This window comes from Streptomyces kronopolitis (assembly GCF_014646275.1).
Lineage (GTDB): Bacteria > Actinomycetota > Actinomycetes > Streptomycetales > Streptomycetaceae > Streptomyces > Streptomyces kronopolitis.
Genome location: NZ_BMND01000028.1, coordinates 28,110 through 53,250 on the forward strand (window position 1 = coordinate 28,110; position 25,141 = coordinate 53,250).

The window sequence follows — 25,141 nt, forward strand, 5'->3', positions numbered from 1 at the left end:
CTTCCCGCATCGTCTCCGCCGCTCGTCGGTGGCCGGTGTTCACGGGTAGTGGTGGAAGCCGCGGCCCGTCTTGCGGCCGAGCCGGCCCGCCTCGACCATCCGGGCCAGCAGCGGCGGCGGTGCGTAGCGCGGCTCGCGGAACTCCGCGTACAGCGACTCGGCGATGGCCCGGGTGGTGTCCAGGCCGATCAGGTCGGCCAGGGCGAGCGGGCCCAGCGGGTGGGCGCAGCCGAGCCGCATGCCCCGGTCGATGTCGGCCGCCGAGGCCGTGCCGGACTCGGCCATCCGCACCGCGTCCAGCAGATAGGGGATGAGCAGGGCGTTGACGATGAACCCGGCGCGGTCCGCGGCGTGCACGACCTCCTTGCCCAGGACCCCGGTGGCGAAGGCCCGCGTCCGGTGGGTGGTGTCGTCGCCGGTGAGCAGCGAGGGCACCAGCTCGACGAGCGGCAGCACCGGCACCGGGTTGAAGAAGTGCAGGCCGATGACCTGCTGGGGGCGGGCGGTGGCGGCGGCGAGGCGGATGACGGGCAGCGAGGAGGTGTTGGTGGCGAGGATGGCGTCCGGCCGGCGCACCACCCCATCCAGCCGCGCGAAGACGTCGAGCTTGGTGGCCTCGTCCTCGGCGACGGCCTCGACGACCAGATCGCGGTCGGCGAGCGCGGCCAGGTCCGCGGTGACGGTGATCCGGGCGAGCGCGGCGTCCCGGTCCTCGTCGGAGAGCTTCCCGGCCGCCGCGGCCCGTCCGAGGGAGGCGGCGATCCGGCGGAGCCCGGCGTCCGCGGCGGCGGCCGCGGTCTCCACGACGGTCACGTCCCGGCCGGCCCGGGCGCACACCTCGGCGATTCCCGCACCCATCAGGCCGCAGCCCACGACCCCGACGCGTGCGACGGCGGCTCCTTCGGCGGCGGGTGCGGACATCGGTCCTCCTCGGTCGGCGTGCGGGGTGGCGCGGCGCGGTGGCCGCGCCGCGGTGCGGCGGTGCGGGGGCCGGTGCGCCCCGGCCGGTGGGGCCGGGGCACACCGGGGCGGGGTCAGGTGCCGGTGGGTATCTCCAGCACTCCCGTGCCCCGCTTGACCAGTTCGCCGGCGATGATCAGGCGCTGGATCTCGGAGGTGCCCTCCCAGATGCGGTCCACCCGCAGCTCGCGGTAGAGCCGCTCGACCGGGTAGGAGCGGTCGTAGCCCCGCCCGCCGAAGATCTGCACACAGCGGTCGATGACCCGGCCGGCCGCCTCGCTCGCCGCGAGCTTGGCGATGGCCGCCTTCGCGTGCAGCGTCTTGCGGTCGGCGGTGCCCTCGTCCACCTCCCAGGCGACCTGGTGGGTGTAGGCCCGGTTGACCGCGATGTCCACCGCGCAGTCCGCCAGCATCCCCTGCACCAGCTGGAAATCGGCGATCGGCGAACCGAACTGCCGCCGCTCCACCGCCCAGTCCCGGGCCAGTCGCAGGGCCCGTTCGGCGGCGCCCGTCGTGCGGGCCCCGATCATCAGCCGCTCCTCGGTGAACCAGGAGCGGGTGATGTCGTAGCCCTGGCCGAGGCCGCCGAGGACGGCGTCCTCGGGCACCCGTACGTCGGTGAAGGTGAACTCGGGGTGCTCGTAGACGAAGGTGTGCATGAAGCGGGGCACCCGGGTCATCTCGATGCCCGGGGTGTCCTTGTCGACGAGGAACAGCGTCGGTGCCCGGTCCTCGCCCGCGGCGGCCAGGACGATCATGAAGTCGGCGTGGTCGCCGACGGTCACGAACCACTTCTCGCCGTTCAGTGCCCAGCCGTCGTCGGTCCGGGTGGCGGTGGTCGCCAGGTTCTGCGGGTCGGAGCCGGCCTCGGGTTCGGTCACCGCGTAGCAGTCGCGGCGCTCGCCGCGGATGACCGGTTCGAGGTAGCGCTCGCGCTGGGCGGGGGTGCAGAAGCGCAGGGCGTTGGCGGGGCGCCACACGGTGTCCCACAGGGCGCCGGTCAGCTGCCCCAACTCCTCCTGGACGATGGCCTGTTCCAGGATGGTCAGGCCCGCGCCGCCCCACTCCCGGGGCATGTTGACGGCCTGCAGGCCGCTGGCGAGGACGGCGTCGCGGATGGCGGCGTGGTCCTTCGCCGTCAGTCCGTTGTTCTCCTCGCAGTCGGTCTCGTAGGCGGTGAGGGTCTCGGTGAGTTCGCGGGCGGTGCGCTTGAGGTCGGCCTGTCGGGGGGTGAGGCGGAAGTCCATGTCAGTCCTCGGGGGTCGGTGGAGCCGGGTCGGGGGTGGCCGCGGGTCAGGGCAGGGGCAGGTCGAGGGCGCGGGTGCCGCGCTTGATGAGCTCGTTGGCGATGATCAGGCGCTGGATCTCGGAGGTGCCCTCCCAGATGCGGTCCACCCGCAGTTCGCGGTAGAGCCGCTCGACCGGGTAAGAGCGGTCATAGCCCCGGCCGCCGAAGATCTGCACACAGCGGTCGATGACCCGGCCGGCCGCCTCGCTCGCCGCGAGCTTGGCCGTCGAGGCCTTGGCGTGCAGGGTCTTGCGGTCGGTCTCGGGCTGGTCGGCCTCCCAGGCGACCTGGTGGGTGTAGGCCCGGTTGACCGCGATGTCCACCGCGCAGTCCGCCAGCATCCCCTGCACCAGCTGGAAGTCGGCGATCGGCGAGCCGAACTGCCGGCGCTGGACGGCCCAGTCCCGGGCGAGTTGCAGGGCCCGTTCGGCGGCCCCGGTCGTCCGGGCGGCGATCATCAGCCGTTCGTCGGTGAACCATTCCTTGGTCAGCTCGTAGCCGTTGCCGACGCCGCCGAGGACGTCGTCGTCGGACACGAAGACATCGGTGAAGGTGAATTCGGGGTGCCCGTTGACGGCGGAGTGCATGAACCGCGGGACCCGGGTCATCCGCACGCCCGGTGCCTGCTTGTCGACGAAGAAGAGCGTGGCCGCCCGCTCCGGTCCGGCGTCGGCCTGCACCAGCAGGAAGTCGGCGATGTCGCCGCAGGTCACGAACCACTTCTCACCGTTCAGCAGCCAGCCGCCGTCGGTGCGGGTGGCGGTGCTGGTGCCCGAGGAGGGGTCCGAGCCGGCGCCCGGTTCGGTCACCGCGAAGGCGTCGAAGCGCTCGCCGCGGATGACCGGGAGCAGATACTTCTCCCGCTGGGCCGCGGTGCCGTGAACGAGGACGTTGGCGGGCCGCCAGGGGATGTCCCACAGGCAGTTGGTGACCTTGCCGAATTCCTCCTCGACGATGACCTGGTCGAGCAGGGACAGGCCCGGGCCGCCCCACTTCTCGGGCATGTTGAGGGCATAGACACCGGCGTCGATGGCGGCCCGGGTCAGCTCGCGGACGGTCTCGGCCGGCAGCGGTCCGCCGGCCTCCTCGGCCTGGTCCTCGTACGGGTACAGCAGCTCGGTGTAGGCCGCGGCGCGGGCCTTGAGGTCGGCCTGTCGGGGGGTGTAGCGGAAGTCCATGGTGTCCTCCGGGACGGCGGGCGGGGCGTCAGGCCGGTACGGCGCGGGCATCGAGGGCGAGGGCCCCGTCCGGGCGGACCAGCAGCGGATTGATCTCGATCTCCGCGATCTCGGGGTGGGCGGCGGCGAGCGTGGTGATGCGCTCGATCACGGCCGCCGCGGCGGCCACGTCGACCGGCGGACGGCCGCGGACGCCCTTGAGGAGCGCGGCAGTTCCCAGCCCCTCCAGCAGCTGCTCGGCGCGGGCCGCGGACACGGGTGCCAGGGCGAAGGCGACGTCGTGCAGCGCCTCGGTGAGTACGCCGCCCAGCCCGACCATGGCGACCGGGCCGAAGCGGGGGTCGCGGTTGACGCCCACGATCAGTTCGACGCCGTCCGTCAGATCGGCCATCGCCTCGACGGAGTAGGAGGCGGCGTCGAGCCGGGCGTGCATCTCGCGGTGGGCGGCGAGGAGCGCGTCCTTGTCGGGCAGGTTCAGGGCGACCCCGCCGGCGTCGGACTTGTGCAGCAGGTGCAGCGCCTTGAGGACGTAGGGGCCGTCGAACTCCTCGGCGGCGGCCAGCAGTTGGGCCTCGTCGGTGATCTCTCGGGCCGCGGGGAACGGCACCCCGGCGGCGGTCAGCAGGGTGCGCAGGCCGTGGTAGCCGGTGTCGTGCAGCGGGGGCGCGGCCGGCGGCAGCGGGTGCACGCCCCGCGGGCCGTCCGCCTCGGGCTCGGACATGGCCGCCAGCGCCCGGGCCGCGTCCTCGCTGGCGGAGAACACCGGTATGCCCGCCTCGGCCAGCGTCCGGCAGCTGGGCGCGTCCGGGAACATCGACTGCACGACCAGGGGTTTGGCGTGCCGCGCGGCGTGCCCGGCCATCTGGTGCGCCGTCTCCAGCTCACCGGCCGCGAGCGCGCTGCCGCCGCCGGCGGTGCCGCTGTCGGCGAGCGGTCCGCCCAGGCCGCCGGTCGCCGCGGAGTAGCCGCCGAAGTACCCGGTCAGCAGGACCGCGTCGACCTCGTCCAGGGCGAGCAGGGCGCCGACGGTGTCGCCGTAGGAGTGGGGGTTCTGCTCCCCCATGCCGGCCAGGTCGACGGGGTTGCGCACCGAGGACTGCTCCCACAGCAGGGTGGAGAGCTTCTCCTGGGCGGCGGCGCCGAGTTCGGGGACGGTGAGCCCGGCGGATTCGGCCGCGTCGGCGGCGATGGCGCCGTGGCCGCCGCCGTCCGTGCAGACCGCGGTGCGGCCGCGGCCGGCGCGCGGGGTGCCGTTCAGCGCGGCGAGCACGACGGTCATCTCGTGCGGGGTGGCGACGAGTTCGACGCCCGCGTCGCGGCAGGCGGCGGCCACGACATCGGCCGAGGTGGTCAGGGCGCCGGTGTGCGACTGGGCGCTGCGCGCGGAGGCGGTGCCGCGCCCGGCGGTGAGCAGGACCACCGGTTTGCCGGCCGTGGCGGCCGCCTCGGCGAAGGCGCGGCCGTCGCCGAAGTCCTCCGCGTAGACGGCGATGGCCCGGGTGGCGTCGTGCCGGGCGGCGTCCTCGACGAGGTCGACGAGGGTGACGTCGGCCTGGTTGCCGAGCGAGACGAAGCGGGAGAAGCCCAGGCCGTGCGGGGCGCAGCGGAGCTGGAGTTCGAGGGCGAGGTTGCCGCTCTGGCTGAGCAGGGCGATCCCGCCGGGCGCGAAGCGGTCCGAGGCGAGGTAGAGCTGGGTGGTGTTGTCGGCGATGCCGAGGCAGTTGGGACCGACGAGGACGGCGCCGGCGGCGCGGACCTTCGCGGCCAGCGCCTGCTGGCGGGCGAGCCCCGGCGGGCCGGTCTCGGCGAAGCCGGCGGTGATGCCGACGATGGCGCGGGCGCCGCAGGCCAGCGCGTCGTCGACGGCGGCCTCGAAGCCGCTGCCCGGTACGGAGATCACGACCAGTTCGACGGGTTCGCCGATCTCGGCGAGGGAGGTGGCCGCGGTGCGCCCCAGGACCGTGCCGCCCCGCCGGTTGACGAGGTGGACGGGGCGGCGCTCGGGGGCCCGCAGTGCCTGGGCGGCGACCGCGTGGCCGTACTTGGCGGGGTCGTTGCTGGCACCGACCACTGCGACCGACTTCGGGTCGAACAGGGCCGACAGATCACGTCCCATGGTCACCTCTCCAGGCGGAGTGCGGAGTTGGGGCAGGCTTCGACGGCGGCCCGGGCGGCGTCCTCGGACGTGCCCGGCGCGGGATCGGCGACGACGGAGGCATAGCCGAAGTCGTCGATGTCGATGAGGTCCGGGGCGGGTTCCTGGCACAGTCCGTAGCCCTGGCAGCGGGTGGGGTCGAGGCGGAGTTTCACGGGTGCGTCCTTTCAGCGGGGGCAGGGGGCGGTGCGCGGTCGGGGCACGGCGCGGCCGGCGACGTGCGGGACGGCCACGGTCAGCGGGGCGGCGGGCGCCACGCAGGACGGGCAGGGGGTGTCGAGGTGGGAGCGGACGAGGTGGGGGAAGACCTGAAGGAGGCTGCGGGCGGTGCCGGCCGCGGCGTCCAGCAGTCCGCAGGCGCCGCGCCCGGGCAGTGCGGTGACCCGGCGGTGCAGCCGGGAGACCAGCCCGGGGGCGGCCGTGCCGGTGGTCAGGGAGCCGACCTCGTCGCGGATCGAGCCGGTGCCCGTGACGCAGATGCCGCACTGCCGTGCGCTCTCGGCGGCGAGGTGGGCCAGGGCGGCGGAGGCGAGCGAGACCGGGCACTCGTCGGGCCCGAGGAAGCGGATCGCCCCGCAGCCCAGGGCCGTGCCGGCGGTGGTGAGGGTGTCGGGGTCCAGGGCGAGGTCGAGGAAGTGCGGCCCGATCAGCCCGCCGAACATCCCGCCCATGAGGACGCCGGCCGGCTCGGGGGTGCCCTGGGCCCGGGCGAGGGTGCGCAGGGTGCGGCCGTAGGAGACCTCGGCGAGCAGCGGGTCGGTGCCGGCGCCGGCGAGCGTCACCAGGGTGCTGCGCGCGGTGTGGTGGCGGCCGTCCGGCCGGGCGGCGATGAGCGCGATCCGGGCCAGCGTCTCGACGTTGGCGACGAGGGTGGGGACGCCGTCGACGCCCTCCTCGTAGGCGCGGGGCGGCTTGGCGGTGGGGAGGGCGGGACCGCCGTTGATCCGCCGGACCACCGCGGACTCCTCCCCGGCGACGTAGGTGTGGGGCGTCTCGACGACCTCCACGGGCAGCCGCGGCGGCCGCTCGTCGAGCGCGCGGCGCACCCGTCCGGCCGCCGTGGCGTCGGAGAGGTACACATAGCCGCGCCGGGCACCGGTGATCTCGGCGGCCCGCAGCAGCCCGTCCAGGACCAGGTGCGGCCGGGCCCGCAGCAGCCAGCGGTCCTTGACCGAGCCGGGCTCGCCCTCCTCGCCGTTGGCCACGACGACGGGGGGCTCGCCGGCGTCGCGGACGGCGCGCAGCTTGATCGCGGTGGGGAAGCCGGCGCCGCCGCGGCCGCGCAGCCCGGCGGCCTCGACGCGGGCGAGCAGCTCGGCCGGTGCGGTCCTCGTGCGGTAGCCGCCGGTGGCCGCGTACGCCTCGGCGTCCTCGGTGACGCCCGGCGCGGCGCCGAGCACTCCGGGGGTCTCCCGGGGTGTCAGGGAGTCGATCCGGGTCATCCTCGGTCTCCGTCCGATGGGGCGGTGCGCAGGGTGCGCACCGCGCTTTCCAGGGCTCTGCGGTCCGTGGCCGTGCGGCCGTAGCCCCCTCCGGGCAGGCCGATCAGCATGCGGTGGTGGTCGAGCACGACCTCGGCCGCGCGGAGCGCGGCCCGCCGGTCGCCGGGCCGATTGCCGCCGGCGACGGCCGTCACCAGTCCGGTCACCTCGGCGAGGTAGCGGAGCCAGCGCTGCTCGGTGCCGTGCAGGATCAGCCGCTCGACGCGGAGCCGCTCGGCCGTGGCCGCCTCGGCGGATGTGTGGGTCACATCCGCCGCGCCGGTGCGCAGGGCCGCGACGGTGGTGGGCAGCTCCCGCTCCGGCTCGGGGGTGAGCCCTAGCCAGACCAGGCTCCGTCGACCGCTCATGCGTGCCTCCGGGGAGAGGGTGGGGTGCCGGCGCCGTGCCCGCCGCCGGGTACGGCGGTGCGGTGGCGCGGTGCCGTTCACGGCGGCCGGCCGGCGGATCGGGGTGTGGGGGGATGTCGCTCGCGTCCGGGATCCGTGCGGCGGAGCACCGGAGCGGCGCTTCCACTAGACTAACTAACCAATTAGTCAGGACACAAGTCTTGACTTCGCCGACACTCGCCAGCAATCTGACTGACCAATTAGTCAGCACGGGATCCGGCACACCGGTTACGGGCCGTTCACCTCGGCCACCACCGCCTCGACCACTCACCCGTGCGGCATGGAGGAGTGACCCGATGCGCCCCGAAGCCACCACGACGGTCCCCGTACAGGACGCCCCCGGGCAGGCCCTGGCCGCTCGCTACTACACCGACCCGGCTCTGGTCGCCGCCGAGACGCAGCACATCTTCGCCAGGTCCTGGCAGCTCGTGTGCCATGAATCCGACCTCCCCGGCCCCGGCGCGCGGCTCGCCGCCACCGTCGCCGACCGCGAGGTACTGGTCGTGCGCACCGGGGACGGCACCCTCGCCGGACATCTCAACGTCTGCCGGCACCGCGGCACCCGTCTGGTCTCCGCCCCCGAACCGTCCGGCAAGGCCATCCGGTGCCCCTACCACGGCTGGACGTACAAGCTCGACGGACGGCTGGTCGGCGCCCCCGAGGCCCGTCAGATCCCCTGCCTGGACAAGCCGGCGCTCGGTCTCTTCCCGGTCCGGGTCGAGTCGTTCCTCGGGTTCGTCTTCGCCAACCTCGACCCGGACGCGGTGCCGCTGGCCGAACAGTGCGCCGGGCTGGCCGAGGCGGTCGGCCACTACGCGGGCGCCGACCTGGTGCCGGTGGGCCGCAGCCGCATCCACGACCTGGCCGGCGCCGAGGTGCAGCCGGCCAACTGGAAGGTCGCCGTCGACAACTACCTGGAGGGCTATCACGTCCCGGTCGCCCACCCCGGTCTGATGCGCCTGCTCGACTACCAGGGCTACACCTGCGAGACCGCCGGTTCCTACGCGCTCTTCGCCTCACCGCTGCGGGACAAACCCTCCTCGAACTGGGCCGAGCGGCTCTACCAGCGCCTCGCCTCCCCCATGCCCGGCCTGCGGGAAGAGGACAGGCGGGTCTGGCGGTACGCGGTGATCTACCCCAACACACTCATCGACTTCTACCCCGACCATGTGCTTGCCTGGACCGCCATACCCACGGCGGTCGACCGGGTCGCCGTCCCGGGCGCCTTCTACACCCGTCGCGGGACGAGTGCCCGCACCCGGCTCGCCCGGCGGCTCAACATCCACATCGGCTGGATCACCAATGACGAAGACGTCGAGCTGGTCGCCCGGGTGCAAAAGGGCCTCGGCACACCGGGTTTTGAGCCGGGGCCGCTCTCCCGCCGGGAGGCCGCGGTCGGCTGGTTCGCCGACCGGATACGCACCGACCTCGGGGGCCCGATGCGCTGACCCCCGCGGCTGAGGCAGCTGTACCAGCCGTCCCCCACGGCGCGCCGCCACGCGCCACGGCTGTTGGTCCCGCACGGAGGACAGGGCCTCCGTGTCCTCGCGACCGTGCCCTGGAACAGCTCCATCCCTACGGAGAGGACCCCATGTCCCCCGAGGAAACCCCACCCCCCTCCCGCCGTGCGGTGCTGCGCTCGGGCCTCGCCGCGGGCCTCGGCCTGGGCCTGGCCGGGTGCGGATTTCTGCCCGAGGACCGCAACGCCTTCGGCGACCCGGACCGGCCCATCGACGTCAAGCCCGACGGTGACCTGGTGTATTTCAACTGGGCGGATTTCGTCGCCCCGGCCGTCTTCGACGGGTTCGAGAAGGAATACGGCGTCAAGGTCATCCAGTCCAACTTCGACTCGATGGAGGGCATGGCCGCCAAGCTCAACGCCGGCAACCGCTACGACATCATCTTCCCCACCGCGAAATGGGCCCAGCGCCTCACCCAGGGACGCCGGCTGCGCCGCATCGACCACTCCCGGCTGAAGAACAGCGGGGCGGTGTTCGACCACTACCAGTACTTCGCCGACCCCTGGTACGACCGCCGCTCGGCGCACACCGTCCCCTTCACCATGTACAAGACCGGCATCGGCTGGCGCAAGGACCGGATCGGCGACGACCTGGCCGGCTCCTGGGACGACCTGTGGAACGACCGGGCCAGGCGCCAGGTCTTCGTCCTCGACGACCGCGACGAGGTACTCGGGATGGCCGCGCTCAAGCTCGGCCTGAACCTGGACACCACCGACGCGCGCGACCTCGCCCGGATCACCGACACGCTGAAGGACCTCCGCCCCCGGCTGCGCGGCTTCTCCAGCGACAGCTACAACAACCTGCTCAACGGCAACGCCGCGATGACCCAGGCCTGGAGCGGCGACATGGCCGCGATGCTGGGGCAGGCGAAGGACCCCTCCGTGCTCGGCTTCGAGGTGGCGCGCGAGGGCGCGCCGATCAACTCGGACTGCTACGCCATCCCCGCCAACGCCCGCCACCCCGGCACCGCGATGCTCTTCATCGACTACATGCTGCGGCCCGAGAACGTCCGCAAGAACGTCACATACATCGGCTACCCCATGCCGGTCCACGGCAGCGAGGACGTCTACGCCGCGCTGGTGCGGCCGTTCCCGCACTGCCTGGTCTCCCCCGACGACCTCAAGGCCGATCTGTTCTTCCGCAATGCCTCGCCCAAGGGCGAACAGGCCCGCGATACCGCCTGGACCCACGTGAAAGCCGGCTGACATGGCACTACGCACCCCCTCCGGGCCGCCCGGGCCCCCGCGCCGCCGCTCCGCGTCCGGCACCCGGCTGTGGACCTGGCTGATGCTCCCCGGAACCCTGTGGATGACCGGGTTCCTGATCGCCTCCCTGATCCTGGTGGCCACCCTGGCGCTGGGCACCACCGACCCGCTCGGCAACCCGCGGTTCGGCCTCAACTTCGACAACATCACGGCGCTGGCCGACCCCGCCTACCGCATCGTGCTGCTGCGGTCGCTGGTGTTCGCGCTGATCGCCTGCGCCGTCTGCCTCGTCGTGGCCTACCCGGTCGCCTACGCCATCGCGCTGCACGGCGGACGGTTCAAGCATCTGCTGATCGCCGCGATCGTCGTGCCGTTCTTCGCCAACTACCTGGTGCGGATGTACGGCTGGTCGGTGGTGCTGTCCGACGACGGCCCGGTGCTGAAGGTGCTGCGCGCCGTCGGGCTGGCGGACGGGCACACCAGGATCCTGCAGAGCGGCGTCGGCGTGATCGCCGGGCTGGTCTACGGCTTCATCGTCTTCATGATCATCCCGCTGTACGCGGCACTGGAGCGGATGGACCTCTCGCTGATCGAGGCCGGCCGCGACCTGTACGGCGGGCCGCTGCGGACCTTCTTCTTCGTCACCCTCCCGGCCACCCGGCAGGGCGCGGCCGCCGGCGCCGTCCTGGTCTTCCTGCCCGCGATGGGGGACTTCGTGAGTGCCCAGCTGATGGGCGGACCGGACCAGATCATGATCGGCAACCTGATCCAGGACAAGTTCTTCCAGGGCCAGAACTGGCCGCTGGGCTCGGCGCTCACCATGCTGATGATGGCGGTGCTGTTCGTCGGGATGCTCGGCTATCTGCGGCGCACCCGCAAGGACGAGGCGGAGGCCGCCCGATGACACTCCGCCCGCTGCACCGCCGGCACCGCCGCGGCACCGACCGCCGCCCCCGGCTCGCCCTCGCGGTCACCGCCGTCTTCTTCGTGCTGCTCTACCTCCCCATCGGGGTGGTCGTCCTCTTCTCCTTCAACGCCCAGAAGTCCCTGACCGTCTTCAAGGGGCTGAGCCTGCGCTGGTACACCGCCTTCTTCCACGACAACGTGCTGATCGAGTCGCTCGGCATGAGTCTGCGGATCTCCCTGGTGGCGATGGCCGGTTCGGTGCTCCTGGGGGTGGCGCTGGCCCTGGGGCTGGTGCGCTGCCGCACCCGGCTGGGGTCGCTGGCCGGTCTGATCATGCTGGTGCCGCTGATCACCCCGGAGATCGTCACCGGTGTCGCCGCGATGCTGCTCTTCAAGGGCATGGGCATCACCCTGTCCTCCGGCACCGTGATGCTCGCGGAGATCACGTTCTCCATCTCCTATGTGACGGTGATCCTGCGCTCGCGGATCGCCGCCCTCAACCCGGAGGTCGAGGAGGCCGCGATGGATCTGGGCGCCACCCGCTGGCAGGCCCTGCGGCTGGTGACGCTGCCCGCCCTGCTGCCCAGCATCCTGGCATCGGCGGTGCTGGTCTTCGCCCTGGTCTTCGACGACTTCGTGCTGGCCTACTTCACCACCGGGGTGGACCCGCAGCCGCTGTCGGTACGGATCTACTCCGCCATCCGGTTCGGGGTGCAGCCCACCATCAACGCCGTCGGCACGCTGATGCTGGCCGGCTCCATCGGCCTCATCGCGCTCGCCCTGGCCATCCCGCGGCTCTTCGGCCGCCGCGGTGGCCTCGATCTGCTCTCCGGGAAGTGACACCCATGACCTCCATCGACACCCCCCGAGCCGGTGCGGCCGAGGCCGGCGCCCCACCCGCGGTCCGGCTCGACCGGATCAGCAAGACCTACGGCAACTCCACCGCGGTCGACGACCTCTGTCTGGACATCGCCCCCGGTGAGTTCTTCTCCCTGCTGGGCCCGTCCGGCTGCGGCAAGACCACCTCGCTGCGGATGATCGGCGGCTTCACCGACCCCAGCGCCGGCACCGTCCTGCTGAGCGGCGAGGACGTCACCGCGCTGCCGCCCGACAAGCGCAACGTCAATACGGTCTTCCAGAGTTACGCCCTCTTCGACCATCTCTCGGTGGCCGACAACGTGGCCTTCGGCCTCAAGCGCAAGGGCGTCGCCCGGGCCGAGATCCGCACCCGGGTGGCGGCGATGCTGGAGCGGGTGCAGCTCGGCGGGCTCGGCGACCGCAAGCCCGGCACGCTCTCCGGCGGGCAGCGGCAGCGGGTGGCGCTGGCCCGCGCCCTGGTCAACCGCCCCCAGGTGCTGCTGCTGGACGAGCCGCTGGCCGCGCTCGACCTCAAGCTGCGGCGCCGGATGCAGGTCGAGCTCAAGCAGATCCAGCGCGAGGTCGGCATCACCTTCGTCTTCGTCACCCATGACCAGGACGAGGCCCTGACCATGTCGGACCGGGTGGCGGTGATGAACGAGGGCCGGGTGGAGCAGTGCGGCACACCGGAGGACGTCTACGAACACCCCGCGAGCCGCTTCGTGGCCTCCTTCATGGGGACGTCCAACCTCGTCCCCGGCACCTACCGCGACGGGCAGGTGGTCCTCGACTGCGGTCCCGCCCTGCCGGTCGGCCCGCGCGACGGCGTCGCCGACGGCGCCGCCGTCAGCCTGTCGGTCCGGCCGGAGAAGATCTGGCTCTCCGACTTCGAACCCGGCATGGCGCTGGTGCGGGGAGTGGTCCGCGAGACCGTCTACTCCGGCCCCACCACCACGTATCTGATCGAACTCGCCCCGGACGTCACGGTGTCCGTGCTGGAGCAGAACACCGACCGCTCCCGCATGGAGGACCGCTGGTGCGGCGGCGAGAGCGTGGAGATCGGCTGGCGGCCCGAGCACTGCCTGGTCCTCGAATAGCCGACCGGGCCGGTCCGACCCGGCCCATCCGACTCGACCCGGCCCGGTCCGCCGGGCCGGCTGCGGCCGCCCTCCGCCGCCCCACCGACAGCAAAGGAACGCTCCCTGATGAACCACGACGTCATCGTGCTCGGCGCCGGCCTCGCCGGACTCGCCGCGGCACGGGACCTGAGCGCGGCGGGCGCCGATGTGCTCGTCGTCGAGGCCCGTGACCGGGTCGGCGGCCGCGTCGAACAGGCCGTGCTGCCCGACGGCCGGCTGGTCCAGCTCGGCGGCGAGGTGGTCGGCCGGGCGCACACCGCCTACCTCGAACTGGCCGCGGAACTCGGCCTGACCCTCGTGCCCAGCTATGTCGCCGAGCCCGGCCGGATGGCGCGGGCCACCGCGGAAGGGGTCTCGGCCGGCGACCCGCCGCACTGGTTCGGCCCCGGCGACCAGGCCTGCCACGAGCAGGTCACCGAGGCGTTCGTGGCGCTGGCCCGGACCGTCGACCCCGAGGACCCCTGGTCGCTGCCGCACGCCGCGGCCCTCGACCGGCTGTCGGTCGGCGCCTGGCTGCGCGGCGAAGGGGCGAGCCCGGCCGTCGTACGGCTCTGGGAGATCGGCCAACTGGCCCTGGCCAGCGGCTCCTACGAGCGCACCTCCCTGCTGGCCGCGCTGCGCAAGCACGCCGCCGTCCCCGGTGACGACCCCTACGCCTACGAGGACTGGGAGGGGCTGCGGGTGGCCGAGGGCTCGGCGACCGTGGCGCTGCGGATGGCGGCGGAACTCGGCCACCGCATCCGCCTCTCGGCGCCGGTCGCGGAGGTCGCGATCCGCCCGGGCGGCTGCCGGGTACGCCTGGCCTGCGGGGAGACCCTGACCGCCGACGCGGTGGTCAGCGCGCTGCCGGTGGGCCCGCTCCGCTCGGTGGCGGTCACCGGGGTCTCCGAGGCCCGCCTCTCCTCGCTGCACCGTCAGCGCCAGGCCGTCGCCGCCAAGTTCGCGGCGGCCTACGACAAGCCGTTCTGGCGCAGCCTGGACCTCAACGGCCTCTCCGAATGCGAGGGGGTGCTCGGCAGCACCTGGCCGCAGAGCGAGGGCATCCTGTCCGCGCTGATCCCCCCGGAGCGCTACGGCGTCCTGCTGGGGATGCCCGCCGCGGTCCGCGACCAGGAGCTGCTGGCCGACGTGGCCCGGCTCTACGGACCGGAGGCGCTCCAGCCGTTCACCTCGTATCTGCGCATGTGGGGCACCGACCCGTGGACCCAGGGCTATGTCACGCACTGGAGCCCCGGCGACGTGATGGCGGTCGGCCCGCTGCACGGCACCCATGAACCGCCCTTCTACGTCTGCGGATCGGACCAGTGGGTGGCCGGCTACATGGAGGGCGCGGTGCGCACCGGGCGCGCGGCGGCGCGGGAGGTGCTGCGCCATGGCTGAGCGAGCCGCCCCCTCCCCCGTCCTCAACCACATCGCGGGAGCCGACCGGCCGTCGGCCTCCGGCGCCTCGATGCCGCTCGTCGACCCCGCCACCGGCGCGGTGCACGGCGGCGCGCCGCGCTCCGGGCCGTCCGACACCGACGCGGCCTGCACGGCGGCGCAGTCCGCCCTCGACGGCTGGTCGCTGACCACCCCCGCCCAGCGGCAGCGGGCCCTGCTGGGCATCGCCGAGGCGATCGAGGCCCACGCGGACGCCCTGGTGGCCGCCGAGGTCGGGGACACCGGCAAGCCGCCCGGGCAGTTCCGGTCCGAGGAACTGCCCGCGGTCACCGACACCTTCCGCTACTTCGCCGGGGCGGCGCGCAATCTCCCGGGGGCGGCCGCCGCCGAGTACACCGAGGGCCGCACCTCGGTGCTGCGGCGCGAACCGGTCGGGGTCTGCGCCCAGATCACCCCCTGGAACTACCCGCTGATGATGGCCGCGTGGAAGATCGCCCCAGCCCTGGCGGCCGGCAACACCTGTGTGCTCAAGCCCGCCGACACCACCCCCTCGTCCGCCGCGCTGCTCGCCCGGATCGCGGCGGAGCGGCTGCCGCCCGGGGTGCTCAACGTGGTCTGCGGCGACCGTGACACCGGCCGGTCGCTGACCTCGCACCCGGTGCCCCGGCTGATCGCGGTCACCGGCAGCGTCCGGGCGGGGCGGGAGATCGCCGCCACCGCCGCGGCGGACCTCAAGCGGGTGCATCTGGAGCTGGGCGGGAACGCCCCGGTGATCGTCCATGACGATGTGGACGTCGAGGCCGCCGCGGCCGAACTGGCGGCCGTCGCCTACTTCAACGCCGGGCAGGACTGCACCGCCCCCACCCGGCTGCTGGTCCACCGGCGGCGCCATGACGCCTTCGTCGCCGCGTTCGCGGCCCGGGCGCGCGCGCTGCGCACCGGGCCGCCCGACGAGGCCCCGGCGGACTACGGCCCGCTCAACAGCGAGGCTCAACTCACCTCCGTACAGGGCTTGTTGAGCCGGTTGCCGGGGCACGCCGAGGTGGTGACGGGCGGGGCCGCGGTGGGCCGGGCGGGCTGGTTCCACGAGCCCACGGTGGTCGCCGGGGTGCGGCAGGACGACGAGATCGTGCAGGAGGAGATCTTCGGCCCGGTCGTCACCGTGCAGTCCTTCGCCGACGAGGAGGAGGCGCTGCGGCTGGCGAACGGGGTCCGGTTCGGGCTGGCGGCGAGCGTGTGGACCGGCGACCACGGGCGGGCCATGCGGGCCACCCGGGCGCTGCACACCGGGATCGTCTGGGTGAACACCCATGGCACCACCGTCTCGGAGATGCCGCACGGCGGGGTCAAGCACTCCGGCTACGGCAGCGATCTGTCCCTGGCCGGGCTGCTGGACTACACCCAGGTCAAGCACGTCATGCTGTGAGCCGGCGGCCGGGACCCGCGCTCAGGAGCCGCGCACTCAGAGGCCCCGCTCTCAGGGGTGCGGCGCTCAGGGGCACGGCGGCTCGGTTTCGGCGGCGCCCCCGCCGGACGCCGCGGCGGGAGTGTCCTGCGCACCCGTCAGATCCCGGGCCAGTGCGACGCGGGAGAGCAGCATCGCGCCCCACAGCACCAGGGCGACGCCCAGCGCCTCGGGCAGCAGCCACCAGCCGGTCCGGACCCGCTCGTCGTAGAGGGTGACGCCCAGCGACAGGCTCACCAGCGCGTCCCCGAGGGTGAGCACCGGCTGCGAGGCGGTCAGCGGCCCCGACTGCATGGCGTTCTCCAGGAGGAAGATGGCCATCACGCCGACCACGGCGAACCCGTAGGTCTGCCACGCGGTGAAGAACGCGCCGGGGCCGCCGACCTGCCACGCGTGGGTCGCGTCCTTCATCAGGGCCGCGGTGAGCGCGTAGGCGACGGCCGTGGCGGCGGCGAAGCAGGCAGCCCGTACCCCGCCCGCGCCCCGGCGCAGCGCGGCGAGGACGGCCGCCGCGATCACCCCGGCGCAGACCACGAGGGCGGGCACCCAGCGGCCGAACGGGGCGTGGGCGGTGCCGATGGTGGGCGCGGCGGCGGCGAGGGCGGAGCCGAGTCCGACGACGAGCAGCGCCACCCCCACCCAGCCGCTGCGGGGGATCCGTCCGCCCAGGAGCACCCGGCCGATCAGCAACGCGAGTGGCAGTTCCAGCACGAAGAGCGGCTGCACCACCGACAGCGCCCCCTGCGACAGCGCCAGCGCCTGGAAGCACGCCGCGGCGACGACGGCGAGCATCCCGCCGATCCAGACGGCACGGTGCAGCAGATCGACCAGCAGCCCCAGGCGCAGCCCGGCGGACAGCGGGACGGTACGGGCCGCGCGCCGCTGGAGCACCGTGGCCAGCGCGTTGCTGGCCGCCGCGAGCAGCGCGAACACCACGGACGGCCATGGGGCCACGCGCCCACCTCCTCGTCGGGCACCCGGCCACCGGGAGAGGTGCCGCGCCGGTCCTCGGGCGGGGCGGTGTGGCGCCGTGGTGGGCCTCGACGCTATCGGCAGCCACCGCCGACACCCCGGCGACACGGACCCCGGGCGGCCGCATTCGCTGAGCTGGACGGTGACCGCCGGGGTGGCGGGAGCGGCGGACCCGGCAGCAACGGGGTGACACACGTTCGGGCCGTCCGGGTGGCCGGGGAGGGCCGGGGGCCGAAGGCTGAAGGCCGTCAGCGCACCGCACGGGGCACCGGCCGCCGGGCGGACACCGCAGGCCCACGGGCGCCGCCGCGCGTGCGGGATCGGCGGCACGGCGGGCGCCCACGCGTCAGGAAGGGCTGGTCAGGAATCCCCATGTCCCGTCCGTCCCCGGAGTGGCCCCGCTACGTCGAGTTCGCGCCGACCGTCCTGGTCGCCGCGGGACTCCTGTGGGACCTGTTCTCGCCCGCGGACTACTGGGGCGACCCGATGCTCATCGCGGCGAGCGTGACGGCCGGTGCGCTGCTCTCGCTGCGGCACACCGTGACGATCGGCGCCGTGATCATCGTCGGTGTCTTCGTGCTGACGGTGAAGGACGGCACCGCCGGCGACATCGTGGGGTATGTGGAGCTGATCAACACCTTCTTCGCCGCGCTCATGGGCATCGGCGTCAACCGGGTGGTCGCCCGCTACGGACGCCGCCTGGACGTCGTCCGCACGGTGGCGGAGGCCGCCCAGCGCGCCGTGCTCCCCGCGCCCCCGAAACGCATCGGCCCGCTGACCATCGCCGCCCGCTACCGGGCCGCCCAGGGCGAGGCCCGGATCGGCGGGGACGCCTACGCCGTGCAGCGCACCCCGTTCGGCGTCCGGCTGCTGATCGCCGACGTACGGGGCAAGGGGATGGGCGCGGTGAGCGCGGTGTCCGTGCTGCTGGGCGCGTTCCGCGAGGCGGCCGAGCAGGAAGCGGACCTGACAGCGGTGGCCGACCGGATGGAGCGCGCCCTGCTGCGGGAGAGCGAGCAGACCTCGGAGGAGGACCATCTGGAGGGCTTCATCACGGCCCTGATCTGCGAGGTCCTCCCGGGCGGCAGCGGGCTGCGGCTGCTGGACTGCGGCCACCCGGCGCCCTACCTCTGCCAGGACGGCGAGGTGCGTCCCCTGGAGGCCCGCGATCCGGGCCTGCCCCTGGGCATCGGGACGCTGGGCGCGCCGCGGACCGCGCCGGCCGACTGGCCGTTCCCGGCGGGCAGCACCCTGCTGCTGGTCACCGACGGCGTGACCGAGGCCCGCGACCGCACCGGCACGTTCTACGACCCGGCGGAACAGCTGTCGGGCCGCGGCCCCTTCCGCGGCCCGCAGGATCTGATCGACGTGCTGGTGCGGGACGTCGAACGCTGGACCGGCGGGCCCCGCGACGACGACATGGCGGTGCTGGCGATCGGCCGGCAGGCGGAGGGCCGCCGGAGGTTCCGCAACGGCGGGAACAGCCCCGGACGCTGACCGGAGGCCGCGACGAGCGACCTGATCCCGGCGCACGACGACGGCCGCGCCGCCACCACCCCGGCGTTGCTGCATTGCGTGGCCTTTGCGGAATTCCCTCGTGTGCTGCCGGGATTCCTTGGTGAAGGATGAGATGATCAGTAAGAGCATCAGCATCCGCACCGAGCGATTCCTCGCTCCCGCGCAGATCGGAGTTGATGTGTCCGACAACAGATCAACCCTGCTGAGTCAGCGCGCCGCCGTGATCTTTCTCCTGGGCGCCCTCACCGCTGTCGGCGCCGGAGTACTCACCTTCGTCAACGGCGGCACCCCGGCTTCCGCGACGCTCGTCGGCGGCGCGGCCTTCGGCGCCGCCGTCACCTTCTTCCATACGGTCATCGACTGAGATTCCGCCCCCGCGCCCGCGGCCCGCGGCCCGGCCGTCGGCGACCTTCGCACGGACCCGGTACGGCTCGTGCGGGCGGAGCACCACGGGCCGGTCTCCGGTGCGCCGCCCTCGGCTCCGCGGCAACTGCCCGTGCGGTCGGCGTCGCCGCCACCCGGTTTCCGGGCGGATCGTGCCGCCCGGAAGCCGGGCACGGACGGTGACTTGTGCGTGCCCACAGCAACCGGTGGCAGGTGAGAGCCGTGGGCGCCGTGGTTCCCGTGCGCCGAGCGGAATCCGTGGCACCGCATGCGGTGCGCTACTGGACCTCCGGTGCCAAACTTGAGTCACCGCGCCCGGCCGCCAGCCGGAGCCCTTGTCGCCGAGGGGACCACCATGACCTGGGCATCTTGGACCACTGTCGGGATACACGCGCTACCCGGCGCGGTGCGTACCGCGGAGATCGGCGTGATCAACGGCGATCTGACCATCCATACGACCTGGTCGGAGAATCAGGCCCATGTAGCGGTGCAGTACACCGGGGCCACCGACTGGTACACCATGGCCGGCAGCCCCGTCCCGTGCGCATCCGAGGAAGCCAGCCGGTCCTTCCACCAGGCCGTCGTCGAGGCCGCCCGCGGCGGCGAACGGGCCGAGGCCTCACTGGAGGAGCTCTTCCAGCAGTGACCGCGCGACGCCGGTGACGGGTCCACCGGCCGTTCCGCGCACTCCCCGCACTCCCCGCACTCCGCTCCCGTCTCGTCCTGAGGCCGGGAGCGTTGCCATGAAGGCCCGCTGCCCGCAGGCGAGTTCTCCGGTGCCGACGGGTGAGTCCCCGGCCGCTCCCGCGTGTTCCCCGACCGCGGCTCGCCGTCCTCAGCGGCGGCCTCCCCGTAGCAGCCCGCAGATCGCTGCGACAGGGAAGCAACCAATTCCCGCCATCTGATGTCTCCTCCAGGGAGCACAGTTGGTCACCTTGCGGCTACTCAAAGCTGATCAATTGTCAAATTTCGCCCAGGAATCTCGCATACTGATCATTTCTCTTTACATGCCCATGCCAGACATACCAGGGTTTGCGCGGGGCCCCACGGCCCCCGTGGTGCACAACAGCACTGCGCGTACGGGCGGTTGGCACGACCGGCCGCCCCCACAGCGCTAAGGACCTCAAGCTGTGCGTAGACCCCACATACGCAGACACCGTCTGGCGATCGCCGTCGCCGTGACGACGGCCGCGACGCTCACCGCGGGGGTGGCGAGCGCCGCCACCGCCACCACGGAGCACGCACCGGCCGCTGCGCCCGCCGCGACGTCCTCCCTCCAGAAGGTCGTGAACGCCGCCCGCGACGCCGCCGTCGCGCACTCCGCCGCCACCGGCGTCGGCAAGAAGGACACCCTCAAGGCCACGGACACCCTCGTGGACCCCGACGGCCGGCAGCACGTCCGCTTCGTCCGGACCCACCGCGGACTCCCGGTGCTCGGCGGCGACCTGGTCGTCCACCTGACCGCCAAGTCGGCGTACGAGGGCGTCACCCGCGCCTACCGCCACCAGGTCGACGTGGCCGACACGGACCCGAAGCTGTCGGCGACGGAGGCGCAGTCGAAGGCCGCCTCCGTGGCCAAGGGCCAGGCCGGCGAGGCCGAACTGATCGTGGACGCCCGCGACGACCGGACCACGCTCGCCTACCAGGTGCAGGTGGACGACAGCCGCACCGCCGAGGCCGACGGTGCCCGTACCGTCATCCTCGACGCGGCGACCGGGGCGGTGCTCAGCAACACCCCGGCCAACGACTCCTTCCTGTCCCCCGCGCTCCAGAAGAAGCTGCGCGCACGGGGCGAGCACCTCAACCCCACGACCGGGCTGGCCGCCCCCGCGGCGCCCGTCAGCACCGAGGCGGCGGCGACCCCCGGGTTCCCGGCCGCGGCCAAGGGCACCGGCTCGTCCCTGTTCGTCGGCAAGGTGCCGCTGTCCACCACCCGGACGGCGAAGAAGTCCTTCACCCTCAAGGACTCCACCCGCGGCAACACCGAGACCCGGGACGCCGGCAACAAGGAAGCGGAGAAGTTCTCCGACGGCAAGGCGTTCACCAGCACCACCAACCGCTGGGGCAACGGCACCACGAGCAGCCGCGCCACCGCCGCCGTGGACGCCCAGTACGGCATCAGCAGCACCCTCGACTTCTACAAGAAGACGTTCGGCCGCAAAGGCATCAAGAACGACGGCCGCGGGGCCCACGCCCTGGTGCACTTCGGCAAGAAGGTCGGCAACGCCTACTGGTCGTCCGACTGCGGCTGCATGCTCTACGGCGACGGTGACGGCGCGACGTTCGCCAAGCCCCTGGTCGTCCTGGACGTCACGGGCCATGAGCTCACCCACGGCGTGGTCGACGCGACGGCCAAGCTCCGGCCCACCCGCGTCGACGAGGAGGGCAACCAGTACGGCGAGCCGGGCGCCCTCAACGAGTCGCTGGCGGACATCTTCGGCAGCGCGGTCGAGTTCTCGGCCAACAACCCGAAGAACCCGCCGAATTACCTGATGGGCGAGAAGCTCGGGCTCCAGCAGAAGTTCCTGCGCCGCCTGGACAAGCCCTCCCTGGACAAGCTGGAGGGCACCGTCGACTACTGGTCGAAGGCGGCCTACGACACCGAGGTGCACGCCGGTTCCGGCATCTCCTCGCACGCCTTCTACCTGCTGGCCGAGGGCAGCGGGAAGAAGACCATCAGCGGCGTCGCCTACGACTCCCCCACCCACGACGGCTCCAAGGTGACCGGCATCGGGCGGACCAAGGCGACGGCGATCTTCTACCGGGCGCTCACCCGGTACATGGTCTCCACGACCGACTTCCATGACGCGCGGGTCGCCACCCTGCACGCGGCCAAGGACCTCTACGGCGCCTCCAGCACCGAGTACAAGACGGTGAACAAGGCCTGGTCCGCGGTGAACGTGACGGCGGCCAACTCGCCCTCCGCCCAGCACTGATCCTCCGGGGTCCGGGCACGCGTGGTGCCCCCGCACGCCGCGGGGGCACCACGCTCCGCGTCCGGCTAGGTTGAAGCCCATGATCACTGATCGCACGGGCGGGAGGCGGCGGCTCGGCTACCCGGTGGCGGCGGGCGTGTTCGCCATCGGCATGGCCGGCACCACCCTTCCCACCCCGCTGTACGGGCTCTACCGCGCGCAGCTCGGGTTCTCCGAGCTGATGGTGACCGTGGTCTTCGCGGTGTACGCGCTGGGTGTGATCACGGTGCTGCTGCTCGCGGGCAACGTCTCAGACGAGGTGGGGCGGCGCCCGGTGCTGCTGGTCGCGCTGGGGCTGTCCGCGGCCAGCGCGCTGTGCTTCCTCTTCGAGGGCGGGCTGCCGATGCTGCTGCTCGGACGGGTGCTGTCCGGCTTCGCCGCCGGGCTGTTCAGCGGCGCCGCCACCGCGACGGTGCTGGAACTCGCCGAGCCCGGCCAGGAGGTGCGGGCGGGGTTCGCCGCCACCGCCGCGAACATGGGCGGCCTCGGCTGCGGCCCGCTGCTGTCGGGTCTTCTCGCCCAGTACGCGCCCTGGCCGCTGCGGCTGCCGTTCATGGTGCACCTCGCACTGCTGGCCCTGGCGGCCGTCGCCACCTGGCTGCTCCCGGAGACCGTCGCCCGGCCGCACCGCCCCCGGTCCCTGCGGCCGCAGGGCCTGGAGCTGCCGCCGGAGGTCCGGGGCGTCTTCGCCCCCTCGGCCGTCGCCGCCTTCGCCGGCTTCTCGCTGCTGGGTCTGTTCACCGCGGTGGCGCCGAGCTTCCTCGGCCAGACCCTGGGCGTGCACAACCTGGCCGTCGACGGACTGATCGTCTTCACCGTGTTCCTGGGGTCCACCACGGGCCAGTCCCTGACGGAGCGGATCGGTACCCGCAGGGCGCTGCCCGTCGGGTGCCTGGTGCTGGTCGTCGGCCTGGTGCTGGTGGCCACCTCGCTGGCCGTGGAATCGCTGCCGGTACTGGTCACCGGGGCGGTCTGCGGCGGCATCGGCCAGGGCCTGGCGTTCCGCGCCGGGCTGACCGCGGTGGGCCGGGCGGCACCGGCCGCGCACCGCGGCGGCACCATCTCGGCCTTCTTCCTCGTCGCCTATCTCGGGATCTCCCTGCCGGTCGTCGGCGTCGGCGCGCTCACCCTCGTGCTCGGCCTGCGCGGCGCCGGCCTGACCTTCTCCGCCTGCGTCATCGTGCTGACCGTGGCCGTCGGGCTCTACGTCCTGCGGCGGCCCCCGGCGGGCGAGGACTGACCGTCGGCGGGGGCGGGACCGTCCGCGAATGCCATGGCGGGGAACGCGTCGAGCAGCTGGTTGACGCCGGTCTCCACCTCGGCCGCGGCCGGCAGCGCGCCCACGCAGAAGTGCCGGCCGAGGGCAGCGCGGCGGACCCCGTCCAGATCGCTCGGGCGCGGGGCGGGGCGGGCCCCGGGGCCGTGCGCCCGCCGGACACCCGGCACGGCCGGGCACCACCCGTACGGCGTGCCGTCTTCACTCTCCTGCCGCTGTGGGCACGCCGCCGGGGCGGTGGCCGGAAACCCTGGGATCCGGCAGTTCCCGATCCGGCCGCCTCCTCGGGGGCGGAGAAGTGAGAGACGCATGGCCGCACGTTCCGCCCCTGGCCCCCTGAACCGGTACCGGCTCGGGCAGGCCCTCGCCGTGGCCCTCCTCGCGATGTGGTGCGCCGCCGGACCGGCCGTCGCCGCCCACCGGGGCGCGGTACGCGTACCGGCCGCCGGTCAACGGCCCGTCGGCGCCCCGGTGTTCACCGCCACGGCCCCCGCGCGCTCCGCCCCGGTGACGACGCCCACCAAGCCGCTGGTCTTCATGGGCCTGGGCACGATGGCCGGGCTGACCGTGGTGGCCGGTGCGGCGCTGGTCGCGAGCGCCCGGCGGCGCCGGGGCTCCGCCCCGCCGACGGACCGCTGCTGACCGCCGCGCCCCGGCCCGCTACGCCCGCGGCCCCTGTCCGTACACCGGCGAACGGCAGAAAGGACCACCACGCCATGCCCACCCTCACGACGGCCGACGGCACGGAGATCTTCTACAAGGACTGGGGGACGGGCCGCCCCGTCGTGTTCAGTCACGGCTGGCCGCTCAACGCCGACGCCTGGGACGACCAGCTGCATCTCGTCGCCTCCCGCGGCTTTCGCGCGGTCGCCCATGACCGCCGCGGCCACGGCCGTTCCGGCCAGCCCTGGCAGGGCAACGACATGGACACCTACGCGGACGACCTGGCGCGGCTGATGGACACGCTGGACCTGCGGGAGGCGGTGCTGGTCGGGCACTCCACCGGCGGCGGCGAGGTGGCCCGCTACATCGGCCGGCACGGCACCGGCCGGGTGGCGAAGGTGGTCCTGCTCGGTGCCGTGCCGCCGCTGATGCTCAGGACCGAGGCCAACCCGGAGGGGCTGCCGCTGGGGATCTTCGACGGGATCCGCGCGGGTGTGGCCGGTGACCGGTCGCAGTTCTACAAGGACCTCAGCGAGACCTTCTACGGCGCCAACCGGCACGGCTCCGCCGTCTCCCAGGGCGTGCGCGAGGCGTTCTGGCTGTGGAGCATGCAGGTGGGGCTGAAGGCGTCGTACGACTGCGTCAGGCAGTTCTCGGAGACCGACTTCACCGAGGACCTCCAGCGGTTCGATGTCCCCACCCTGATCATCCACGGCGACGACGATCAGATCGTGCCGTTCGTGGCCTCCGCCCAGAAGTCGGCGAAGCTGGTGAAGGACGCCACGCTGAAGGTCTATCCGGGTGCGCCGCACGGCCTGTTCGCCGTCGGCTCGTACAAGGACGACTTCCACGCCGATCTGCTGGCGTTCCTCGACGGGTGAGCGACGGCCCGGCCCCGTGCCGGTCCGGCGCACGGCCGCGCACACAAACCGGCGCCGGCCGTCAGCTTTGATTACCTCCGGCGGCCGTCAAAGCCCCAGCCGCTGCGCTCGCAGCCTTCGCTGAACACGGGGCCGACGCGGTCCAGGACGCCCGCCGAGAGCCAGCAGGCGGCGTGGTGGCCGTGACCGCGGCCGTGGTTGTTGTGGTGGTGGCCCTTGTTGCAGGCCAGGGCGGCGCTCGCACCGCCCATGACGATGGTGGTGGCCAGGGCGCTGGCTGCGATCGCGGCGCGAATGCGCATGTCTGCTCCTTGGGAGGATCAAAGGGGTATATCGACCTTTTCAGTGATCACCTTCGCAGAACCTCCCAAAACCCCCTTCAACCTGAATTACGCGAGTCGGCGTAACGGCTTGCCTGGTTTTTACCCGGCGTGTGTCCGGCCCCGGCTCCCGGCCCGCCGATCCCACGCGGAGGACCGGAACCCCCAACGCCCTTGCACAGACGGCTTGTTCACGGCCGGACGCGGCCC

General features: G+C 73.2%; 23 protein-coding genes and 1 pseudogene. 14 read left to right on the forward strand and 10 right to left on the reverse strand.

Going from position 1 to position 25,141, the window contains the following annotated elements; all coding sequences use genetic code 11:
• Positions 1 to 39: 39 nt before the first annotated feature.
• The 7 genes from IEY78_RS25295 to IEY78_RS25325 all read right to left on the reverse strand — a co-directional run bounded on the left by IEY78_RS25295 (position 40) and on the right by IEY78_RS25325 (position 7,430).
• Positions 40 to 921: a 3-hydroxybutyryl-CoA dehydrogenase gene (locus tag IEY78_RS25295; protein WP_189102009.1), complete on the reverse strand. Its 882-nt coding sequence runs from the start codon at positions 919 to 921 to the stop codon at positions 40 to 42.
• Positions 922 to 1,034: 113 nt separating this feature from the next.
• Positions 1,035 to 2,207 carry an acyl-CoA dehydrogenase family protein gene (locus IEY78_RS25300; protein WP_189102011.1) on the reverse strand — a complete coding sequence of 391 codons (1,173 nt, stop codon included), beginning with the start codon at positions 2,205 to 2,207 and terminating at the stop codon, positions 1,035 to 1,037.
• Between the two features lie 46 nt (positions 2,208 to 2,253).
• Positions 2,254 to 3,426: an acyl-CoA dehydrogenase family protein gene (locus IEY78_RS25305; protein ID WP_189102013.1), complete on the reverse strand. Its 1,173-nt coding sequence runs from the start codon at positions 3,424 to 3,426 to the stop codon at positions 2,254 to 2,256.
• A 28-nt stretch (positions 3,427 to 3,454) separates the two neighbouring features.
• Positions 3,455 to 5,542, reverse strand: a complete 2,088-nt coding sequence (locus IEY78_RS25310; protein ID WP_189102015.1) for an acetate--CoA ligase family protein — start codon at positions 5,540 to 5,542, stop codon at positions 3,455 to 3,457.
• Between the two features lie 2 nt (positions 5,543 to 5,544).
• Positions 5,545 to 5,736 carry a ferredoxin gene (locus IEY78_RS25315; RefSeq protein WP_189102017.1) on the reverse strand — a complete coding sequence of 64 codons (192 nt, stop codon included), beginning with the start codon at positions 5,734 to 5,736 and terminating at the stop codon, positions 5,545 to 5,547.
• Between the two features lie 12 nt (positions 5,737 to 5,748).
• Positions 5,749 to 7,023 carry an NADH-ubiquinone oxidoreductase-F iron-sulfur binding region domain-containing protein gene (locus IEY78_RS25320; RefSeq protein ID WP_189102019.1) on the reverse strand — a complete coding sequence of 425 codons (1,275 nt, stop codon included), beginning with the start codon at positions 7,021 to 7,023 and terminating at the stop codon, positions 5,749 to 5,751.
• Positions 7,020 to 7,430 (reverse strand): hypothetical protein, encoded by a 411-nt coding sequence (locus IEY78_RS25325; RefSeq protein ID WP_189102021.1) that lies wholly within the window; start codon positions 7,428 to 7,430, stop codon positions 7,020 to 7,022. Before IEY78_RS25325 ends, IEY78_RS25320 begins: the two co-directional genes overlap by 4 nt.
• A gap of 335 nt (positions 7,431 to 7,765) precedes the next feature.
• On the opposite strand from IEY78_RS25325, the gene IEY78_RS25330 reads away from it, so the two are divergent.
• From IEY78_RS25330 to IEY78_RS25360, 7 genes are all read left to right on the forward strand, one after another.
• On the forward strand, positions 7,766 to 8,917 hold the full coding sequence (locus tag IEY78_RS25330) for an aromatic ring-hydroxylating oxygenase subunit alpha (protein WP_189102023.1): 1,152 nt from the start codon (positions 7,766 to 7,768) through the stop codon (positions 8,915 to 8,917).
• A gap of 143 nt (positions 8,918 to 9,060) precedes the next feature.
• Complete coding sequence (locus IEY78_RS25335; RefSeq protein WP_189102025.1) at positions 9,061 to 10,194, forward strand: polyamine ABC transporter substrate-binding protein; 1,134 nt, start codon at positions 9,061 to 9,063, stop codon at positions 10,192 to 10,194.
• Position 10,195: 1 nt separating this feature from the next.
• Complete coding sequence (locus tag IEY78_RS25340; RefSeq protein WP_189102027.1) at positions 10,196 to 11,098, forward strand: ABC transporter permease; 903 nt, start codon at positions 10,196 to 10,198, stop codon at positions 11,096 to 11,098.
• Entirely contained in the window at positions 11,095 to 11,940 is an 846-nt protein-coding gene (locus IEY78_RS25345; RefSeq protein ID WP_189102029.1) for an ABC transporter permease, read from the forward strand. Before IEY78_RS25340 ends, IEY78_RS25345 begins: the two co-directional genes overlap by 4 nt.
• Before the next feature lie 5 nt (positions 11,941 to 11,945).
• Positions 11,946 to 13,055 carry an ABC transporter ATP-binding protein gene (locus IEY78_RS25350; RefSeq protein WP_189102031.1) on the forward strand — a complete coding sequence of 370 codons (1,110 nt, stop codon included), beginning with the start codon at positions 11,946 to 11,948 and terminating at the stop codon, positions 13,053 to 13,055.
• Between the two features lie 108 nt (positions 13,056 to 13,163).
• Positions 13,164 to 14,477, forward strand: a complete 1,314-nt coding sequence (locus tag IEY78_RS25355) for a flavin monoamine oxidase family protein (RefSeq protein WP_189102033.1) — start codon at positions 13,164 to 13,166, stop codon at positions 14,475 to 14,477.
• Positions 14,470 to 15,903 (forward strand): aminobutyraldehyde dehydrogenase, encoded by a 1,434-nt coding sequence (locus IEY78_RS25360; RefSeq protein WP_189102035.1) that lies wholly within the window; start codon positions 14,470 to 14,472, stop codon positions 15,901 to 15,903. The genes IEY78_RS25355 and IEY78_RS25360 overlap by 8 nt, the downstream gene beginning before the upstream one ends.
• Before the next feature lie 66 nt (positions 15,904 to 15,969).
• Here the strand turns inward: IEY78_RS25360 and IEY78_RS25365 are convergent, their stop codons facing one another.
• Positions 15,970 to 16,896, reverse strand: a complete 927-nt coding sequence (locus IEY78_RS25365) for a DMT family transporter (protein ID WP_189102037.1) — start codon at positions 16,894 to 16,896, stop codon at positions 15,970 to 15,972.
• Positions 16,897 to 17,286: 390 nt separating this feature from the next.
• Between IEY78_RS25365 and IEY78_RS25370 the strand changes: the two genes are divergently transcribed.
• The 5 genes from IEY78_RS25370 to IEY78_RS25390 all read left to right on the forward strand — a co-directional run bounded on the left by IEY78_RS25370 (position 17,287) and on the right by IEY78_RS25390 (position 23,031).
• Positions 17,287 to 18,411: a PP2C family protein-serine/threonine phosphatase gene (locus IEY78_RS25370; protein WP_189102039.1), complete on the forward strand. Its 1,125-nt coding sequence runs from the start codon at positions 17,287 to 17,289 to the stop codon at positions 18,409 to 18,411.
• 133 nt (positions 18,412 to 18,544) lie between these two features.
• Complete coding sequence (locus IEY78_RS25375; protein WP_189102041.1) at positions 18,545 to 18,796, forward strand: hypothetical protein; 252 nt, start codon at positions 18,545 to 18,547, stop codon at positions 18,794 to 18,796.
• Between the two features lie 375 nt (positions 18,797 to 19,171).
• The gene (locus IEY78_RS25380; RefSeq protein ID WP_189102043.1) at positions 19,172 to 19,462 is read left to right on the forward strand and encodes a hypothetical protein; all 291 of its coding nucleotides are present in this window, start codon (positions 19,172 to 19,174) and stop codon (positions 19,460 to 19,462) included.
• A 484-nt stretch (positions 19,463 to 19,946) separates the two neighbouring features.
• Positions 19,947 to 21,752, forward strand: coding sequence for a M4 family metallopeptidase (locus tag IEY78_RS25385; RefSeq protein WP_189102045.1), 1,806 nt, complete (start codon positions 19,947 to 19,949; stop codon positions 21,750 to 21,752).
• A 79-nt stretch (positions 21,753 to 21,831) separates the two neighbouring features.
• Complete coding sequence (locus tag IEY78_RS25390; protein ID WP_189102047.1) at positions 21,832 to 23,031, forward strand: MFS transporter; 1,200 nt, start codon at positions 21,832 to 21,834, stop codon at positions 23,029 to 23,031.
• Here IEY78_RS25390 and IEY78_RS25395 read toward each other — a convergent pair.
• Positions 22,995 to 23,156 (reverse strand): annotated as a pseudogene (locus IEY78_RS25395) (cytochrome P450); the annotation flags it as partial. The gene IEY78_RS25390 and the pseudogene IEY78_RS25395 sit on opposite strands and share 37 nt — an antisense overlap.
• A gap of 220 nt (positions 23,157 to 23,376) precedes the next feature.
• On the opposite strand from IEY78_RS25395, the gene IEY78_RS25400 reads away from it, so the two are divergent.
• Together IEY78_RS25400 and IEY78_RS25405 are read left to right on the forward strand one after the other, a co-directional pair.
• Positions 23,377 to 23,709 carry a hypothetical protein gene (locus tag IEY78_RS25400; protein ID WP_189102049.1) on the forward strand — a complete coding sequence of 111 codons (333 nt, stop codon included), beginning with the start codon at positions 23,377 to 23,379 and terminating at the stop codon, positions 23,707 to 23,709.
• A gap of 74 nt (positions 23,710 to 23,783) precedes the next feature.
• A complete protein-coding gene (locus IEY78_RS25405) occupies positions 23,784 to 24,611 on the forward strand; it encodes an alpha/beta fold hydrolase (protein WP_189102051.1) in 828 nt (275 codons plus the stop codon).
• Positions 24,612 to 24,682: 71 nt separating this feature from the next.
• On the opposite strand, the gene IEY78_RS25410 is transcribed toward IEY78_RS25405, so the two are convergent.
• Positions 24,683 to 24,913: a hypothetical protein gene (locus IEY78_RS25410; protein ID WP_189102053.1), complete on the reverse strand. Its 231-nt coding sequence runs from the start codon at positions 24,911 to 24,913 to the stop codon at positions 24,683 to 24,685.
• Between the last annotated feature and the right edge of the window lie 228 nt (positions 24,914 to 25,141).

Coding starts and splice junctions, on each gene's coding strand:
- IEY78_RS25410 (WP_189102053.1), bottom strand. CDS start 24,913: ATGCGCATTCGCGCCGCGATCGCAGCCAGCGCCCTGGCCACCACCATC.
- IEY78_RS25340 (WP_189102027.1), top strand. CDS start 10,196: ATGGCACTACGCACCCCCTCCGGGCCGCCCGGGCCCCCGCGCCGCCGC.
- IEY78_RS25305 (WP_189102013.1), bottom strand. CDS start 3,426: ATGGACTTCCGCTACACCCCCCGACAGGCCGACCTCAAGGCCCGCGCC.
- IEY78_RS25355 (WP_189102033.1), top strand. CDS start 13,164: ATGAACCACGACGTCATCGTGCTCGGCGCCGGCCTCGCCGGACTCGCC.
- IEY78_RS25300 (WP_189102011.1), bottom strand. CDS start 2,207: ATGGACTTCCGCCTCACCCCCCGACAGGCCGACCTCAAGCGCACCGCC.
- IEY78_RS25320 (WP_189102019.1), bottom strand. CDS start 7,023: ATGACCCGGATCGACTCCCTGACACCCCGGGAGACCCCCGGAGTGCTC.
- IEY78_RS25350 (WP_189102031.1), top strand. CDS start 11,946: ATGACCTCCATCGACACCCCCCGAGCCGGTGCGGCCGAGGCCGGCGCC.
- IEY78_RS25295 (WP_189102009.1), bottom strand. CDS start 921: ATGTCCGCACCCGCCGCCGAAGGAGCCGCCGTCGCACGCGTCGGGGTC.
- IEY78_RS25375 (WP_189102041.1), top strand. CDS start 18,545: ATGATCAGTAAGAGCATCAGCATCCGCACCGAGCGATTCCTCGCTCCC.
- IEY78_RS25370 (WP_189102039.1), top strand. CDS start 17,287: ATGTCCCGTCCGTCCCCGGAGTGGCCCCGCTACGTCGAGTTCGCGCCG.
- IEY78_RS25380 (WP_189102043.1), top strand. CDS start 19,172: ATGACCTGGGCATCTTGGACCACTGTCGGGATACACGCGCTACCCGGC.
- IEY78_RS25310 (WP_189102015.1), bottom strand. CDS start 5,542: ATGGGACGTGATCTGTCGGCCCTGTTCGACCCGAAGTCGGTCGCAGTG.
- IEY78_RS25335 (WP_189102025.1), top strand. CDS start 9,061: ATGTCCCCCGAGGAAACCCCACCCCCCTCCCGCCGTGCGGTGCTGCGC.
- IEY78_RS25325 (WP_189102021.1), bottom strand. CDS start 7,430: ATGAGCGGTCGACGGAGCCTGGTCTGGCTAGGGCTCACCCCCGAGCCG.
- IEY78_RS25400 (WP_189102049.1), top strand. CDS start 23,377: ATGGCCGCACGTTCCGCCCCTGGCCCCCTGAACCGGTACCGGCTCGGG.
- IEY78_RS25345 (WP_189102029.1), top strand. CDS start 11,095: ATGACACTCCGCCCGCTGCACCGCCGGCACCGCCGCGGCACCGACCGC.
- IEY78_RS25360 (WP_189102035.1), top strand. CDS start 14,470: ATGGCTGAGCGAGCCGCCCCCTCCCCCGTCCTCAACCACATCGCGGGA.
- IEY78_RS25405 (WP_189102051.1), top strand. CDS start 23,784: ATGCCCACCCTCACGACGGCCGACGGCACGGAGATCTTCTACAAGGAC.
- IEY78_RS25390 (WP_189102047.1), top strand. CDS start 21,832: ATGATCACTGATCGCACGGGCGGGAGGCGGCGGCTCGGCTACCCGGTG.
- IEY78_RS25330 (WP_189102023.1), top strand. CDS start 7,766: ATGCGCCCCGAAGCCACCACGACGGTCCCCGTACAGGACGCCCCCGGG.